Below are 17,302 nucleotides of genomic sequence, written 5' to 3'. Positions count from 1 at the left end.
AACACCGCAGCAGCCATGGTCAAAGACAGAAAGCTTTTTCTCCAGCGGCCGCGGCGGATCCGGCCGCGGATTTCCCGTTCGCGGTCGCCGGCCGGCTTTTCGCCACCTCGGTCAGCGGATCGATCGTCGCCAGGCGCAACTTGACCAGCGCGCGCAACCACATCAGCGGATCGCGAATCATCGAGACCTTTTTGCCCTGCTTGAACGAGCGCGAGCGGTAATTCACCGGCAACTCCAGCGGGCGGTAGCCTTTGCGGACGAGCTTTACGAGCAACTCGTAGTCGAAGTCGAAACGGTTGCATTCGAACGTGAGGCCGAAGAGGCAATCGCGCCGGAATACCTTGAACATGGTGAAGGGGTCCTTCAGCCGCTGGCCGAAAAGCACATTGACCAGCGTGGTGAAAAACCAGTGCCCGAAATTGAGGAAAGCGCTCAAGCCTGCCTGGCCGGAGAACTGCCGCATTTTCCAGACGCTGCCGCTGTGCCGGGAGCCGAGCACGAAGGCCTCGCGTCCGGTGATGAGCGGTTCGAGGAGGGCGTCGTAGTCTTCGAGATCGTATTCGAGGTCGGCGTCCTGGATGAGGATGAAATCGCCGGTCGCCTCGGCGAGGCCGGTCCGCACGGCGTGGCCTTTGCCACGTGGCTTTTCCTCGAGGATGAGCTTCACGCGCGGATGGCTCTGGTAACGCTGCGCGATCTCCCGGGTGCCGTCGGTCGAGTTGCTCTCCACAACGATCACTTCGATATCCAGCCCCGGGACTTCCTTGGCGAGCACCGCCTCGATCAATTCTTCAAAGCTGGCCGCTTCATTGAAAGCGGGTACGACGATGGACAGCACCCGCTTCGCACGCAGCACGGCCGCCCGGCCGAAGGCCAGCATATCGCTCGAGGGCACATCGCGCTCCACCTGGCGGACAGCGCGAGGCGCGAGTTTGGCGAAGGCGCGGATCAGGCCACCGGCGAAGGCGCGCGGAGTATTTTCGCAGTAGTGGGCGAGATTGCCGAGGTTCATCCGGCGACGCGCGGGTTCGACGATCATTTGATCAAACCCGGCGAAGAAGAGCGCCGTCTGCAGGGTTTGTCCGTCGAAAAAACTGAGTTGTCCCGCGCGGAAGGCCGGCCACTCTTGCTGGAGCGTACGCGCCGGGAGAGAGTCGAGCGAGGGCGTCGCCACGGCGAGATAACCGCCCGGCTTGAGCGCGCCATGCGCGGCCTTCAAGAGCGCCGCGGGATCGCGCCGCTGCCCGAGCATTTGCCACAGGACGCAGAGATCGAAGCCGGCACCAGCGTGCTCCGTGGCATCCTCGGCCTGCGTTACCCCGAAGCCGGCCTGTTCGGCCAGCGCGCGGAGCGGATTGTCCAGTTCGCCCAGCAGCAGCATCCGGCCGCCATGCGGACCGCGATAGCGGGCGAGTTCCACGAGAAAAGAACGCGCTTTCTCGGCGAGGACCTCGTGGGAAGGCGGCGGCGCCGGCAAGGCGTCAGCGGGCTGGGGATTCAGGAAGAGAAACCGGCAATCGGCGCAACGGACGGCACGCTGATTGTCGCGGGAAAAGGCATAGCGCAGCCGGCGACTGGCGCAGAGCGGGCACTCGGCTAGCTGCCGAACGCCCAAATTCATGGGCTGTTGGTAAGACATGTGGGCTCGTCCATTTTAGCCGGAACCGTGCCAGCCTGACGGGGCCTAACCCGGAACCAAATTCCAAAAGACACCAGAAAACCGATCAAACCCAGAGTGCCGACCCAGAGAGCTGGTCCCAGGATATGGGGCCAGTAAGCGAACTTCACCACATGATGACCCGGTTTATCAATGTAAACACCCCGGAATACCTGGTTGGTCAGCAAACAGAGTACCGGCTGACCATCCACATAGGCCCGAATGTCCCCCGCCGGGTCGAATTCCGAGAGCACGGCCACCCCGGGCGAGGGCGCGTCAATCTCGAACGTCGTGGTGTTGTTGGTCAGGCGATAGTTGAACGCCTTGGCCACGACCCGTTGCGCCAGATCCTTCGCCGGCAGGGGCAGCTTGCTCCGCACTTCCGGCGACATCCCGGCGAAGGGCCGGCCATCGCCCATCTCGATCTGGTGAGCGAAATCCTCCACGCCCCGATATGGCATCACCGTGTCCGTGAAGAAGGCGCGCGGCCAGGCGGTATCACTTTCGAAGACAGCGAGGTCATATGCCTTGACCAATCGCACACCCTCCGGATTGCTGTCCGACGAATCGCCGAGCAGATATCGCACATTCAGGAAATCCAGCCCCCGATGCGCCGCCGGATACGCCTGGGCGAAAACCACAAGCCGCCACTGATCCCTGCGGGGTATATGCAAAGCTTCCACCAGTCGGAGCATCGTCGGGTCCTGCATCGCATCCGGTCCGCTGATCGACTCGAGCCCCAGGATCGTGTTGAAGCCCGGGACCATCGTTGAGGCGAGGCCCAACGTCCGCGCCGGCTCCGCAGCCGTCGCCTGGCGAATGGCGGCGACGGCCGGTGACGGTACATCGCGCAGGTCGACCCGCGTCTTCGGGTTCAACCCATAGTGATCGAACCGCGTGTCGAAATACATTCCGTAGCGGAAATGAAGCGTGGCAAACATGCACGTCGCGACCAGCGCCCAGATCGGCCCCGCCTGCCGGTCGCGGAGCGTCGCCCGCATAGCCAGCGGGAGAATCACGATCGCGATGACCAGTACAGTGGTATAGTCGACAAAGAACGGGCTCTTGATCAGCTCATCTCCCGCCTCGACGAAACTGCGCGCCGTGCGGTGAATCGCCTGCGTGAAGCCGAAATAGCTGGCGAGCAGCACGCCGATGATCGCCATCGCGCAGACCCAATCGCCGATCCACTCCTTGCTCTCCCGCCGCGCCAGGCATTCGCGCACGCCAAACCCGGCGATGATGAACAACACGACGAACAGGATGCACGAGAACGTGTCGTCGAAGTGATAGATGTTCTTGATGAACGGAATCGACGACGCCAGCCACGGTGGAACGATACCGAACACGAACGCCAGCGCCGGCACCGCCGCGAGCAGTACCGCGACGAAATAGCGATCGCGGATCAGCGTCCGGATCCGGACCAGAGCCCACGCCACGCCCAGCAGCACGAAGAAATTCGCCGAGGGATTAAAGAGAAACTCGAGCGGCTCGAGCTGCCGGTAGAAAATGTCATCGAACAGACCGATCAGCAGGCTCGGCTGCGCCTGGTAAATCTGCGGCTTATCGTACTGCGTCCACGACTTCCCGAGCGCTTCCAGGAAGACCAGCCACAACGGCGTGCTCAGCAAGACAAAGAGCACGCCCGCCCAGATGAACAACCCGCCTCGCCGCAGCCGCCAGCCCCAGCATTCCGGCGCAGTGAGGACAATCCACAACCCAGCCGCATTGAGAAAGAGCAGGAGCATCAACGCCTCCTTCGCCGTGCCGCTATTGATCTGGCACCACTCCGCGAGCAACAACAGCCCGGCCCACGCCGCGGCCTGCCGATGCGTCTTCGTCCGCACACCCTCGACCCAGGGAATCAGCAACCACGGCGCGTAGCACACCGAGAAGGTAGCCACGTGGCAAAAGCGATAGGCAAAGAATCCGATATACGGCGCGGAGAGCGTGCAGAGCAGCGCCGACGACAGACTCCCCGTCATACGCCAGACCAGCCAGCCGATCCCGAGCGCGAAGAGAATTTTGGCGATGACGAAAAAGGTATCCCATGCCCACGCCGCACCACCGGTGATGACCGTCAGCGCATGCAGCGGATCGCCGATCATGGTAAAGAGCTGGCCGAAGAACGTCGTTCCACACCAGGTGTAGCGCGTCCAGAGCGGAAATTCCCCGTCGTGGAAAATCGCGCGATGCTCGATCATCGACGCCGGCAGGTGCCAATACATCGTCGCTCCGATGTCTGACCCCACGGGGTTTTTCGCTCTCTCGCCGTTGGGCACTCCTGGGGTCGTCGGAAGCGTCGGGTAGAGCAAGGGCATCCCGTTGTTGGGCGAGATGTAGCTCTTGCCGCCGAAGATCACCGGATAGGCGCACATCGTCACACTCAGCACCGCGACCGCGAGGATCGAGCGCCGGGGCCGCGCCTGACTCCACGCGAGCACGCGGCCAAGCGCTTCCTTGCAGTGATCGCGGCGCGGCGCGAGTCCCATGGAAACGAAGACGCACATCACCAGCGTCCCGAGGAAGACCAGCGCGATTTGCCAGAGCGGCGGCGGCGGTTCGGCCGTGAGATCGATAGCCGGGTGCGCGACATACATGATCCCTTGCGGCTTCCCGTTGACCTGCGTTTGAAAGCGCACCGATCCCGGCGCGGCACCCGGAACCGCATTCATCAGCGAACCTTTCAACCGCGTTGGGGCGAGGATCGCCGCGACCTCGCCATCGACCGCCGCGATCCAGCATTTATCGATCTCCACCTCGGCTGGCCGATCCAGGCCATCGAGGATGAAATTGACCAGCCGTCCCGAGGGAATTCGAAATTGAATATGGCTCGTCTGATTGCCGCCCGGGATCGGCTGCACCACGAGGTGACCCTTGTGCAGTCCGGTGCCGTCCACATCATACAACAGTTGGACATTCCCGGGCACATTCGACTGCATGACGACATGCAATGAGGCCCACTGCGGCGGCTTGCCAAAAGGGTTCCACCAAAACAGGACCGTGGCCGCCACGGCGAGAATGAGACTCGGAATGGCGTGAACGAGCAGCGAAGAAGAGGCGCGGGAAGTGTCGGGCTGGGCGGTCATGCTCAAGGTCTACGAAATGGCGGCGGCTTCCTGGGGCGCGGTTTCAACCGGGGACGTCCCGGGGGTCGCCCGACCCGCCCGCCACCAGGCCCAGAAGGAAAGGAGAAGCGCCACCAAGCCGATCAATGCGAGGCTCAGCGCGCGATCGAACACCAGCGGCCAATACTCGAATTTCACGACGTGATGTCCCGGCTTCTCGATAAGCACACCGCGGAAGGCATGGTCGATCGGCAGGGACTGCACGGGCTCGTCGTCGACCGTGGCGAGAATGTCATCCTGCATGTTCGCTTCCATCAGCACCGCCATCCCCGGGGTCGCCGCGTCGATCTCGAAAGAGGTCGTGTTATTCGTCAGGTGATAATGCGTCGCCGCTTGCACCACGCGATGGGCGAAGTCCCTGGGCGGGAGCGGCACCCGGCCTCGCAGGTCGGCCGGCATGACGGCGAAAGGCCGCCCGTCTCCCTCTTCCACGAGGTGCCGCAACTCCGCTCCGCTTTTGTAAGCACCTAGCGCGTCGGTGAAGAAGGCCCGCGGCCAGGCCGTCTCGCTTTCGAAAACCGTGAGGTCGGAGTCGCTGAGCACTTTGGTCCCCGGCCACGCCTCGCCCGTCTTGCCCGGCTCATCGAGGAGGTAGCGCACATTGAGCATGTCGAGCGCGCGATGCAGGGCGGGAAATTTCTGCGGAGGGATGACGATGCGCCAATCTGCTTCGCGATGGAATCCGAGCGTGTCGACCAATTGCAACATCGCCGGATTCATCAACGCGTCCGGTCCGCTGATCGTCTCGAATCCCAACGCGGCATTGAATCCCGGCATCATTACGCCACCGAGTCCGACCACACGCCCCGGCTCCGCCGAGGCCGTGCGCACCGCTTCGATTCCGGGCGAGGTCAGATGACGCAGATCCGTGCGGGTCTTGGGATTACGGGTGTAATAATCGAACTTCGTCTCCAGATACATTCCGTGGCGAAAGTGCAGGGTGACAAACGCGCAGATCGCCACTACCGCCCAGGCCGTGGCCGCAGGACGACGCAACCACGCCAGCCGCCAGGCGAGCGGCAGAAGCACCAGCGCCACCAACAAAGCCGAGGCATACCCCTTGAAAAATGGACTCTTCGGGATCGTCTCTCCGACCATGAGAAACGTTTTCCCGACACGGTGTGCGGCATCGGCCAGTCCGAAATACGCCGCCACCAGCACGCCCACGAAGGTCAGCATGATCAGCCAATCCCCCACCCAGCCCGGCTCACGCATCCGCGCCAGGCATTCGCGCAGCCCAAACCCCGCGATGACAAAGAGCAGGATGAACAGGACGCACGAAAACGTGTTGTCCAAATGATAGATGCCCTTCAAAAACGGAATCGTCGTCACGACATCGGGTGGGATCACGCCGAAGGCCAGCACTGCCGCGGCGATCGCCGGCAAAGTCATCGCCCACAACAAGCGCTCCGTGGCCAACGAACGCGCCCGCGCCAGCGCCCACATCGCGCCGATCAGGACGAAGAAGTTGGTCGAGGGATTGAACAGCAACTCCAGCGACATGAACTGGCGGTAAAAGATGTCGTCGAACAGACCGATGGCGAGCCCGGGAGTGATCTGGTAGGCATGCGCGTCGCCGTAGGAAGTATGCGCGCTACCCAGGGCATCGAGGAAGGTCATCCACAGCGGCGCGCTCAGGAGCAGGAAGATCACGTTCGCCCAGGCAAAGATGGCCAGACGGCGGACACGCCATTGGACCGGTTGCGCCGCCAGCAAGAGCACGAGGCCACCGGCCAGATTCAGGAAAACAAGCAGCGCACTCATCTCCTTGGCAGTCCCGCTATTTAGCTCCCACCAGTTGGCGAAGATCAAAAACAGCGCCCACGCCGCGGCGCGACGCAGCTCCGTCGCCAGCGTCCCCTCGAGCCACGCCACCAGGATCCACGGCGAATAGCACAGGGAAAAGAACGCCGCGTGATTGTAGCGGTAGGCAAAGAAACCCATGAACGGTGCCGAGAGCGTGAGCAACACCGCCGCGGCCAGGCTGCCGCTGGTCCGCCGCACGAGCCATCCGATCGAGAAGGCGAAGAGCAACTGCGCGACGACGAATTTCAGATCCCACGCCCAGGAGGCCCCAGCCATGACGATGGCGATCCAATCGAGCGGATCGCCAATCATGGAAAGGCTTTGACCGATGAGCGTGAGGCCGCACCAGTCGCACCGGTTCCAGAGCGGAAACTCGTGGTCCTTAAAAATCGCGCGGTGCTCGATCATCGACACCGGCAGATGCCAGTACAACGTCGCCCCGAGATCCGAGCCCAAGGCGTTATCGACGTGACCCCCCACGCCGCCCGGCACGGTCGGCTTGTTCGGGTAGAAGAGGATCAGCCCGTTGTCGGGAGAACGAAACTCTTCCCGCAGAAGACGACGGGGAAGCAGGAGAGCATCACCGAACAAGCGGCCGCGCAAAACAGCGCCCACTGTGGATGCGTCCGTGCCCATTCCACCAGTCGCGGAATCCAGCGCGCGGCGGCCACGCGTTCACCGAACAAAAGGGAAAGCGCCAGCGTGATTCCGAGGGACAACCCAAACACCACGGCCACCTGCCAGGGGGGCGGCGTTGGTTCCGCGGCCAGTTCGAGCGGCAGCTGTGGTCGAAAGCGCAGCCCGTTCATTTCGTCCTTCGGTTGGGAATGGAAAAGCAGCGAGCCATTGGGCAACGCCCGGGCGAATTTCGTGTTCGCCCGGGCAATCGATTCCAGCGGGATCACAGCGAGCGTGTCTCCGATATCGTTGCTTACCCAGCAACGAAGGACGTAGACCTCCCCTTCGTCCACGCACGGAATGAAATTCAGCGCCGCCAATTTGCCCGGCGGCATCTGGAAACGCAGATGCGTGATCGCGGTCCCCTGCACCCACGCCGGTTCCCCATGCCCCTCGCGGAAGCCGGAGCCATCCACGTCGTAGTGCAACTGCGCGGCCCCCGGCTTCTCGCTCATCACCAGGGCTTCGAAGTAGGCTTTCTGCGTCACCGGGCCAAAGGGCCTCCACCAAAAAAGCACGGTGCAGACGACCGCCAGCGCGAGGCACGGCAGAAGATGAAGAAAAATGCGGCTGGGCTCGCGAGCGGGCTGCGAGAAGGTCATGGGCGCGGCTGATAGTAGAAAGTGTTGTGCCACGCAAGACAGTCTCGCGAACGATTTCGCCGGAATGGGCTCGTGCCTTGCTAAAGACCTCTGTGCCATGATTCAAACTGAACCGATGAAACTCGCACCGGATCCCCAGGTCCCTCCGCCTGAGCCCGCCACTTGCGGGCCCATCGCCACGCCCCCGGGAACCACTGGCCTGCGCGTCTGGCTGGCTCTCGCTTTGATCCTGGCGGTCGGCATCGCCCTGCGGGTCATGCCCTGGCACGGCTACCCGTGGATCGGTTTCGATGAAAATCTCTACAAGGTCTACGTCGAGAAGCTGGATGCCCAGGGACTGGGCGCCTATCCGGTGATTTCCGCGGAGTACGTCGCGCGCCAGCGAGCCACGCCGAAAGCCTTCCTCCCTCCAACCCGCTTTCTTTACATCTTCTTCAGCGCCACCTGGCGGGCGACTTTCTATGGAGACGCCAAGTATCAGAAGGTGCAGACCCTCGAGGATGTGAAGACGGATCCGACGCTCAAGTCGATGAGGGCGATCTCCACGCTCTTCACCTGTCTCACGCTGCTCGTCGGCGCGGCTTTTGCCCGGCGGTTGGCGGGAGATGGCGCCATGCTGGGAGTCACGGCCCTGATGGCATGTGCGCCCACCCAACTTCATATGGCCCAGCATGGATTGATCGACGGCTTCTTTGCTTTCTGGGCGCTGACCGCGCTTTGGCTCCTCTGGGAAAATCTCCAGTCGACCAACAATCCGCGCTGGCTGGCCGCTTATGGCGCGACGCTGGCCTTGATGGTCATGACCAAGGAGAACGCCGCCTTCGTCACCTTCGCGCTGTGTTGCGTGATCGCCATCGCTCATTTCGCCAGGTGGGGCTTCGTCACCCGCAATCTGCTCCTCGTCACCGTTATCGGACCGACCGTCGGCCTCGTCGCGCTCATTACGCTCGCCGGCGGCGTGCATGTCTTCGTCGATATCTATCAACTGCTCGTCTCCAAGGCGGAGAACCTGAGCTACGCTATCGCCACCGGCGACGGGCCTTGGTATCGCTACATCGTGGACCTGCTGCTCGCGAGTCCGCTGATCCTCCTGCTCGCGGTCAGCATGGTGCTGCAATTACGCCGCACGGAGCACGCGCTGCTCTACGTCACCGCCTTCATCGCCTGCAGCTATGTCTTCATGTGCAACGTGAAATACGGCATGAACCTGCGCTACGCGAATATGTGGGACATGCCGTTGCGGCTGCTCGCCTTCACCCAGCTCGGCCTGCTCACCACCCGCCTGCCGCAACGCTGGATCCAGCCGGGATTGTGCCTCGTGGTCGCCGGGCTTTGCGCCTTTGATCTGCACCAGTATCAAGTCCTGTTCGTCAACTTCGATCGCGACTACGAGATGATCACGACCAACCTGCTCTACGCGCTGAAGATCTTGAAACTGATGCCCCCCAATTGAGCGCCATGATCGACTTGCCAGCCGAAGCCGCCAGGGAGCGGACGGGTTTTCCACATTGGCCGTTGCTCGCCGCTCTCCTACTCATCGGCTGCGCCTTGCGCATCATTCCCTGGAATGGCAACCAAGGCATGGCCTACGACGAGAGCTACTATCGGAAATACCTGCTGATGCTCGATCAGCATGGAGTGACCGCCTATCCGGATGTCTGCGCGGCCTTTCTCGAAGACGGGAAGGACGAAAAATCCATCGCCAAGGTGCCACCTCTGCGGATCCTTTTCATCGGGGCCGGCCTGATCTGGAAACGGCTGGCTTTCCGGTGACGCTCCGCCGGCAGTTCTCACCGCGCCCAACGGCATCGCCAGCGACCCGGCGCTGAGAGCATTACGGGGCACCGCCACACTCTTCGGGTGTCTGGCGCTCTGGCCGGGATGGGCGCTGGCTCGAAGATTTTTCCGCGACCGGGAGGCGCTGGCCATCCTCGCTCTGTTTGCCTGCTCACCGCTGGCAATTCACACCAGCCAGCACGGACTGGTGGATGGGATCTACGGCTCGTGCGCGTTATTCACCCTTTGGACCTTGGTGGAAAGTCTCCGGGAGAAAGCCCATCCCGGCTGGCTGATTGCCTTCGGCGTCAGCTTTGCCTGCCTGGTCCTGGCCAAGGAAAATGCGCTCTTCGTGGGAATTGCCACCGCAGTGATCCTGCTCTTTGGCCGCTTCCTGGGCTTGAGCCGGGGCGGCTTTCGGCACTGGAGTGCCGCAGTTCTCGGCGGGCTGGCCGCCCTCACCATCCTTTGCTGGGCCGCGGGCGGCTTTCGCACCATGCTGGATGTCTATCTGCTCTTCATCGTGAAGGTGCAGAATCTCCCCTATGCTCACGAAACGGGCCGTGGGCCGTGGTATCGCTACTTCGTGGAATTTATGCTCCTGACTCCGGTCACGTTCTGCTTCGCTTTGGGAGGGATCTTTCTCAATCTCTGCGGTGATCGCCGCACCCGCGTCTTCCTGGTTTTTATCGTGGTCACTTTCGTGCTGATGTGCAATGTGCGGAACGGGATGAATCTGCGCTACACGACGATCTGGGAATTTCCGCTCTGCGCGCTGGCAGGAGCGCAACTCGGCGTACTGGCGGATCGCTTTCGCCGCCCGGTCGTCGCTCTGACCGTCCTCGCGGCGCTGCTGTGCGCGATCGATCTGAGGCAATATCACCGGTTCTTCGTCGCGCACAGCCTCATTGAACTTGCGCCGGAGTATCTCTTGCGCGCCTCGGAGATCATTCCGTAACCGGCTAAGACTTGCTAGAGGCCCGCCGTTCAAGATACGTAGCGACGCATGACTCCATCCCCCGCGATACGCCCCGACGGTCCGGCCCCGTCAGCGGCGGATGCCGCCATCGCTCGGGACGCGTGGGTGCTATGGTACGAGCGAGTTTCTTACTGCGCCGTCGCACTCTTTGCCGTGCTTCAGCATCTATCGTTCGTGGCGGACGCGGGGCCGCTTTGGCGGGATGAGGTGGCCACAGCTAACACCGCCCACATGCCGACTTGGGGCGAATACTGGTATTACCTGCAATGGGACTCGTTCCCGGCGCTCTGGACGACGATTCTCCGATTTCTCGCCGTCGACGCGGATGAGTTTTACCGACTGCTGGGATTTGCCGTGGGGATTTCCACCCTTGGGTTGGTTTGGATTGGCTGCCACCGGCTGACAAAATGTCATCCGGTCTTCACCGTGGCCGTAGTCGGCTGCGGCTTCAATGCAATCTACATCGGGGATTCGATCCGGGCTTACGGCCTCGGAATGCTCTTCGCCTGTGCGGTGATCCTAGCGATGGCGGCCTACGTGCGCCACCCTTCGCGCGCCGGGCTGACCGTCGTGTTCGTCTCGGCGTTGCTCGCGCTACACTCGCTCTATTTCGATTTTGTACCGGTGGTCGGCGCGTTGGTGGCAGCCGTGGCGGTTCTGCTTTGGTGCAGGCAGAATCCCGTTCCGCTCGCCGCCACGGTCGGTGTCGCGCTGGCGACACTTGGAGTTTACCGGCCGGTGCTGGCCCGCGGCGAATCGTTCAGTTCCTTGTTTCGATACAATCCATTTGATCCCGCGCAGTACCTGGAGGGCGTTGTTAGGACGATCGGCATTGCTGGGACCGCCGGCGGCGCGCTCTTCTGGAGTGCTGCGGCGCTGGCGGTAGGCGTGGCGATCCGAACCGCATGGCGCGGGCGGTCGCGGGCGGTTGAGGCTCCCACCGCGCGTTTGGCCCTGCTTTGTAGTGGAGCTCTGGTCTTCATTGTGCCCGGGTATTTCGGTTTCCTGAGACACCTCAGTGTCAACGCGGGTCCCCGGCATTTCCTCGTGTTGATCGCGTCCGTTTGCCTCTTGAGCGAATTAGCCATTCGATCGGTCCACAGAGGCGTCAAGGTCCGAGCGGGCTGGGCCACGCTGGCCCTGGTTTGCGTGGGAATCATGATCGGCGACGGGCGCATGGGCGGGTTTCCGCGAATGTCCAACGTCCGGGATGTCGCGGCGGTTCTCGGGAAATCCGCGGGGCCGGCTGATGTGATTCTGGTTTACCCGTGGCACTACGGGATTTCTTTGCGCCGATATCTGAAGCCCTCGTTATCGTTCCAAACACTGCCGGAGATCGCCGATCAGCGAACTCACCGTTACGACCTGGCGAAGGCCGCGATGATCGGCCCGGACCAGCAGGCGCCCGCCCAGAAAGCGGCGGCATTTGCGCAAAAGGCCCTGGCTGCTGGGGCCGTCGTTTGGTTTGTGGGCCCGAGGCACGCCGCCAATGCAGGCGAGCCGCCGCCAGATATTTCGCCGGCGCCAGATCCGAAATACGGTTGGAACGAGACGAATTACTATGCCGCATACGCTCAGGGATTCTGGACCTTCATTGCGGAGCATGCTTCCGAGGTCGAACTCGTATTGAAGCCGTCCACTGGCACCAACCCGCAGGAAAACATGCCTGTCTTTCGAATCCGAGGCTGGCGCGGCTAATACCGGAGACGGTCCGCAGCAATTTTCGGAAACCTATCACCTCCTCGTCGGCAAGGCCCAGACGCCCGACTCCGCAATCAAGACCGGCGCCGGGCCGTGGTATCGCTATCTCGTCGACCTGCTCGTCAGCCCGCTCGTGCTAATCCTCGCCATCGGCGGAGTGTTTTCCCAGGTGCGCGGCCATCGCGCTTATGTCTATCTCGTCGCCTTCGTCGGGTTCAACTACGCGATCATGTGCAATATCCGCTACGGCATGAACCTGCTCTATGCCTCCATCTGGGACCTGCCGCTGCGTGCCCTCGCCTCCGCCCAAGTCGGCGCCATCGCCCCGCGTTTCGGCAGGTGGCAAAACGTGACCGTGGTCACCGCCATCGCCGCCCTCTGCGCGTACGACCTGCGCCAATACTCGCTCTTTTTCGTGGATAACAAGCTCTACGAAGACGTGACCGGCGGCCTCCTGTGGTCGGTGAAGATTCTCAAGTAAGCACGATCACTTTCCGGCCGCATTGAAGTCCCGCCGCAACGTGAGGACGTAGGCCACGAGATCCCATTTCTGTTCCTCGGTCAGCGCTTCGGCGAAGCTCACCATGGGCGTGCCGTTCAGCCCCGTCATGAGCACACGGAAAATATCGTCGGGCTCATCGCCGCTGCGCAGATGCGGCTGGCGCAAGTCGGCTGGCACGGCCAGTTCTCCCCATTCGTCTTTCAGGCCCATCGCAGCGAGGCCTTTGCCATCGCCCTTCGGTCCATGGCAAGCAGCACATACCGCTTCAAAGGTCTCTTTGCCTTTCGCTGCATGCGAGGTACGAACTATGTCATCCGCCATCCACGCAGGTTGCTTCGGCAGCTCGATCGGCGGCGCATAGTTTTCCGCCTTCCTCCATTTGCGGGAGAAGAACTTGACGTATTCCACCACCGCGCGGAGTTGCTCGTCATTCAAGCTGGTGAACATCCCCATCGCTGTCCCGGTGATGCCACCGCGCACGGTGTGCGTTAGGTCCTCGGTCGTCGGCAGCTTGCCCCACGGTGTGGAACGGTACTTGAAAGTCCCGGTCTTGAACGAACGCGGCTTGATCCCCAGCGACGCCGCCATTTCTCCACGCCCGTCGCCCATCGTCCCGTGGCAGACGATGCAGTTGTTCTCGTAGACGAATTTCCCTTCACCATAGAGGGAAATGTCCGGCCCCACCCGCGCCTCAGGTTCCCCGCCGGCGGGGGACGCCTCCACCGGTCGGGCAGACAGGGCGGCTGTGAACGCGACCGCGAAGCAAGTGAAGCGCAGAACGAACGGAATCAAGTCTGAACGGGCGCTGCTGAAGAAAGAAGCGTGATCAGACCCCTGCCGTGGCCACTGCCTTCTTCATCTCGTCGCTGCGCTCGATGGTTTCGCGGAGCAACGCCGGCACGGTCGGCAACGCCTGGGCACGCAGGAAGATCTGATAGCTGAACAATCCCTTGCTGATCTTGATCAGGAATTGATTCACGCCAATGCAGAAGCGGCCCAGGAAGTTGTCACCCAGTGCCTTCGGGAAGGGCGCGGGGATGCCCTTGACCTCGGTCACTTTGTAGCCCGTCTGGTCGAAGAGCTCCTTGAGCGAATTGAAGGTGAAGAGGCGCGTGTGCGTGCGATCGAGAATACCTTTGCGGCCATAATTGAAGTGGCCGAGGAAAAGCATGAAGCGGGTGATGAAGAAGCCAATGTTCGCCGTGGTGAGCACGATCTCCGGCCGTTTCCGGCCGGTCGCACTACGCAGCGTTTCCATGAAGGCCTCGGGGTCGTGCAGATGCTCGATGACGTCGAGCATGAAGATCTGGTCGAACTCCGAGACCTGGACCGGGAACTCGTGCATGTCGAGATCCCAGCGCGTGAGTTGGACGTTGGAGGCCGACGGCTCGGCGGGCACGTACTGGTCGATCCCAGTGACATGCGCGGCCTTGGTGGCGAGTTCCTTGGCGACGTAACCCTGGCCACAGCCGATATCGAGCACCTTCGAGCCCGGCGCGACCGCATCCACGGCGAAGGTGTGCGATGAGGCGAAGCCCATCTTCAAGTCGTAAGTCAGCTCCACCTGGCCCACATCGAACTTGCGATCGTAGAGCAGGTTTTTCTCATGGCATACCGCGCGCAGCATCGTGCGGAAAATATCCCACGCGTACTTCATCCCGTTCACGTGGCAGATCTCGTCGCCGTAGAATGTCGGAATCGGAATCTCCACGATCTTCAGCCCCGCGAAGTGGAGCTGGACGATGATGTCGGTGTCGAAGTGGAAGTCGTTCGAGTTGCGCTCGAAAGGAATGCGCGCGAGGGCCTTGGTGGAATAGAGCCGGTAACCGCTGTGGAATTCGCTCAACTTCGATCCAAGTAGCGCGTTCTGGAAATTGGTCAGCACCTGGTTGCCCACCCATTTGTAGAGTGGCATCCCGCCCTTCAACGCGTCCTGCTTGTTGATCATCCGGGAGCCGAAGACCGCATCGGCCTCGCCCTTGAAGAAGGGCTCGAGCAACACCGGCAGCTTTTCCGGCGCGTACTGGCCGTCGCCATGGATGAGCGCGACGATGTCGAAGCCGTTGTCGATGGCGTAGCGATAGCCGAGCTTCTGGTTGCCGCCGTAACCCTGGTTCACCGGCGTGCGCAGGATGGTGATCTTGAAGTCGCTGGTCCGGTCTTCCCGCTTCAGGCCAGTCTGGAAAGTGGCGTCCTTCGACGAGTCGTCGATCACCAGGACCTCCACATTGCGCGTGCGGAGTTCTGCGGGAATACGGTCCAGCACGCTCTCGATCGTCTTCTCGGCGTTGTACGCCACGACGAAGATGAGGACGCGTTGGCTGGTGGAATCAAGGGACATAAATAGCTTAGATACGTGCGGTCAGAGCCGGTTGCAAGACGGTTGCCGCTGGGATTCTATTCGGAAGACAGGGTGTTTAACCGTTATTTCGCTCCGCTGGAAGGCCCTTCGGGCGTGGCAACGCGGGGATTTTCCTTCAGGTAGGCGGCCACGGTGGCGGCGAGTTGGCGACCGGTGGCCAGATAGCCCTCGACGGTGCTGGCCGGGGTGTTCCAAGCGGTTTCCAGACAGAGAGTTACGGTGGACGGCTGGCCGTGGACGGCGACCCAGTTGTTGCTGATCTGCCGCCAGAGGGGGTGATAATTTTTGCCGCTGGCCCGGGTCTTCGGGTCGTAGGGGATGGGGCCGGTGAGGTGCTCCCTGGCCAGGGCGAGGAAACGCTCCCGGCGCTGCAGGCCGATTTCGCGGAGGAGGCTGTCCTCTCCAGTGTAAAAGTAGCTTCCCAAGTCGGAGGCACCGGGATTGTGCAGGTCGAGGAAGACGTCCAGGCGCTTTTCCGCGGACAGGGCGGCGAGACGCTTCTGGGCCGCGGCGACTTCCGGCCAGTGAGGGGCGTCGGACCAATCGCGATTGTGATCCTGGGGGATGGCTTCCTTGCCGCCGTCGCCGGTGGTCACGTGGTCGATGTCCATGACCGGCACGAAGAAGACTTCGGCGTACTGGCGCAACCAGCGAGCGGCTTCGTCGTCGCCGGCCAGCCATTCGGCAAAGCCCCGACAGACCCAACTCCCGCCGCTTTCCCAGGCATGCTGGCGCGCTTCGACCCAGACGCCGAAGGTATCCGGGCCAACCCCGCCCTCGTGGATGCGCATGGCCGGTGCCTCGTGCCCTTCGCGCGAGTGGGTCAGGGTAAAAGGTTCGACGAAGGGATGTGTGGCGGCGAGTTGAGCAATGAAGGCACTGGCATCGTGCGGCGTGAAAGGCGGTCCCCACGCAAGCCACACGCTCGATCCGGTGGTCCGGACATGCCAGATCATGCCGTCGGGGCGTTTTTCGCCGACATCGGTGTGCTGCCATTTCGCGCCATCGAACGACACGGCCGCGCGCATCGGCGTGGCCCACGAAGAAGATAACGGCTTTCCGCCGGACCGCGGGAGGGGGCGATCGGAAGCGACGATTTCGAGATTGAGCGTGGTTCCAGCCTCCACGCCATCGACGCGCAGGAACCACCAACACGGCCATCCACGTTCGGGGTCGCCGGCGGGCATGAAGCGAATCGTCCGCGAGCCTTGGTCGATGGAAAGGACGCGCGCGGAGCCGCCCTCGAAATTTGAGGTGCCGCTCAATTCGGCGCGAACTGCGATCGGGACGAGCAGCGCGCAGAAGGCGAGGATGAGGGGGCGAATCATGAGGGCGTCGTTATAGCGTGACGACGCTCAATGCCCAAGCACGACGCGCGAGCCGCCGCCGAGCTCTGCTCAGGTTGGCATTCCTAACAACCAACCCAGGGATGCCCCGCGACCACACCCACCGGCCTCGCCAGATCAGATGAGCGCGCCGGCTGTCGAATCAACGCAAAGGGCTGGTCCGCCGCCGGGGAGTTCGTCGCCGGCGCGGCCGCGATACTCGACCGGCTTGTTCATTACGTGCCGGCGTTCATATCCGAACGGGTAACGGAATGTCGGGCTGACGTTCACCCAAAGGTGATATTCGTTATCCATGTCGACCAGGCGGCTTTCGGCGGGGAAGAGTTCGACTGCTTCGAATTCCGGGCCCACGATTTCGTTTTTGATCTGCTGGAAATGCCGCCAGTTTTTGCACGGCTCACCATCGAGGCGGGCGATTGAGAGGTGTACCACCGTCGGTTCGCGGCGCACTTGCACGCGATAGAGGTTGTTGAGGAAAACCTGCGGCGCCGCCGCAGCCTGCACCAGGCGCTCCACCAGCACCATCCGCTCGAAAAGATCGGGGATGCGGCCCTGGCAGTAACCGCGGAAAAATTCCGGCGGCTGGGCCAGCAAGGCGTCGCGATAGATTTGATTTTCGCGGACGTCGTGTGGAGTTTCGACGAAGGGGGTCATTGCCGGATCGCTTGTCCTCATCATGGGCTCTGCCGCTCGAGAAGGACGATCCAACTGCGCTGCTGTGGGGGTCACAGTGTTCATGGAGTGAATGAAGGACGCCATTATTTC

General features: G+C 62.2%; 13 protein-coding genes. 5 read left to right on the top strand and 8 right to left on the bottom strand.

The genetic code is table 11. From position 1 onward, the window contains the following. Positions 1-19 precede the first annotated feature (19 nt). The 4 genes from CFE428DRAFT_RS35030 to CFE428DRAFT_RS12280 are packed head-to-tail and all read right to left on the bottom strand — an operon-like array spanning position 20 to position 7,871. Positions 20-1,621, bottom strand: a complete 1,602-nt coding sequence (locus CFE428DRAFT_RS35030) for a glycosyltransferase (protein WP_064736167.1) — start codon at positions 1,619-1,621, stop codon at positions 20-22. Beyond that, complete coding sequence (locus CFE428DRAFT_RS12290; protein ID WP_006979865.1) at positions 1,618-4,746, bottom strand: hypothetical protein; 3,129 nt, start codon at positions 4,744-4,746, stop codon at positions 1,618-1,620. Before CFE428DRAFT_RS12290 ends, CFE428DRAFT_RS35030 begins: the two co-directional genes overlap by 4 nt. Before the next feature lie 9 nt (positions 4,747-4,755). Next, a complete protein-coding gene (locus tag CFE428DRAFT_RS12285) occupies positions 4,756-7,182 on the bottom strand; it encodes a hypothetical protein (RefSeq protein WP_157447491.1) in 2,427 nt (808 codons plus the stop codon). Then, the gene (locus CFE428DRAFT_RS12280; RefSeq protein ID WP_006979863.1) at positions 7,110-7,871 is read right to left on the bottom strand and encodes a hypothetical protein; all 762 of its coding nucleotides are present in this window, start codon (positions 7,869-7,871) and stop codon (positions 7,110-7,112) included. Before CFE428DRAFT_RS12280 ends, CFE428DRAFT_RS12285 begins: the two co-directional genes overlap by 73 nt. Before the next feature lie 97 nt (positions 7,872-7,968). Between CFE428DRAFT_RS12280 and CFE428DRAFT_RS12275 the strand changes: the two genes are divergently transcribed. The 5 genes from CFE428DRAFT_RS12275 (at position 7,969) to CFE428DRAFT_RS12255 (ending at position 12,808) form a co-directional block, all read left to right on the top strand. Next, entirely contained in the window at positions 7,969-9,324 is a 1,356-nt protein-coding gene (locus tag CFE428DRAFT_RS12275) for an ArnT family glycosyltransferase (protein ID WP_042724869.1), read from the top strand. Positions 9,325-9,329: 5 nt separating this feature from the next. Next, the gene (locus CFE428DRAFT_RS12270) at positions 9,330-9,644 is read left to right on the top strand and encodes a hypothetical protein (protein WP_006979861.1); all 315 of its coding nucleotides are present in this window, start codon (positions 9,330-9,332) and stop codon (positions 9,642-9,644) included. 34 nt (positions 9,645-9,678) lie between these two features. Continuing rightward, positions 9,679-10,605, top strand: a complete 927-nt coding sequence (locus CFE428DRAFT_RS12265; protein WP_083805111.1) for a glycosyltransferase family 39 protein — start codon at positions 9,679-9,681, stop codon at positions 10,603-10,605. Between the two features lie 447 nt (positions 10,606-11,052). Then, complete coding sequence (locus tag CFE428DRAFT_RS12260; protein ID WP_157447490.1) at positions 11,053-12,324, top strand: hypothetical protein; 1,272 nt, start codon at positions 11,053-11,055, stop codon at positions 12,322-12,324. A 136-nt stretch (positions 12,325-12,460) separates the two neighbouring features. Next, on the top strand, positions 12,461-12,808 hold the full coding sequence (locus CFE428DRAFT_RS12255) for a hypothetical protein (RefSeq protein ID WP_006979858.1): 348 nt from the start codon (positions 12,461-12,463) through the stop codon (positions 12,806-12,808). Positions 12,809-12,814: 6 nt separating this feature from the next. On the opposite strand, the gene CFE428DRAFT_RS12250 is transcribed toward CFE428DRAFT_RS12255, so the two are convergent. The 4 genes from CFE428DRAFT_RS12250 to CFE428DRAFT_RS12235 form a co-directional block, all read right to left on the bottom strand. Then, a complete protein-coding gene (locus CFE428DRAFT_RS12250; protein ID WP_162145263.1) occupies positions 12,815-13,552 on the bottom strand; it encodes a c-type cytochrome in 738 nt (245 codons plus the stop codon). A 103-nt stretch (positions 13,553-13,655) separates the two neighbouring features. Beyond that, positions 13,656-15,170 (bottom strand): bifunctional glycosyltransferase/class I SAM-dependent methyltransferase, encoded by a 1,515-nt coding sequence (locus CFE428DRAFT_RS37250; protein ID WP_006979856.1) that lies wholly within the window; start codon positions 15,168-15,170, stop codon positions 13,656-13,658. A gap of 83 nt (positions 15,171-15,253) precedes the next feature. Then, positions 15,254-16,519, bottom strand: a complete 1,266-nt coding sequence (locus tag CFE428DRAFT_RS12240; RefSeq protein WP_006979855.1) for a M14-type cytosolic carboxypeptidase — start codon at positions 16,517-16,519, stop codon at positions 15,254-15,256. A 135-nt stretch (positions 16,520-16,654) separates the two neighbouring features. Next, the gene (locus CFE428DRAFT_RS12235; RefSeq protein WP_006979854.1) at positions 16,655-17,191 is read right to left on the bottom strand and encodes a DUF7694 domain-containing protein; all 537 of its coding nucleotides are present in this window, start codon (positions 17,189-17,191) and stop codon (positions 16,655-16,657) included. Between the last annotated feature and the right edge of the window lie 111 nt (positions 17,192-17,302).

Source organism: Chthoniobacter flavus Ellin428 (genome assembly GCF_000173075.1).
Taxonomy (GTDB): Bacteria; Verrucomicrobiota; Verrucomicrobiia; order Chthoniobacterales; family Chthoniobacteraceae; genus Chthoniobacter; species Chthoniobacter flavus.
The sequence above is the reverse complement of the archived record's forward strand: the minus strand, read 5'-3'. Positions and strand labels throughout refer to the sequence as shown.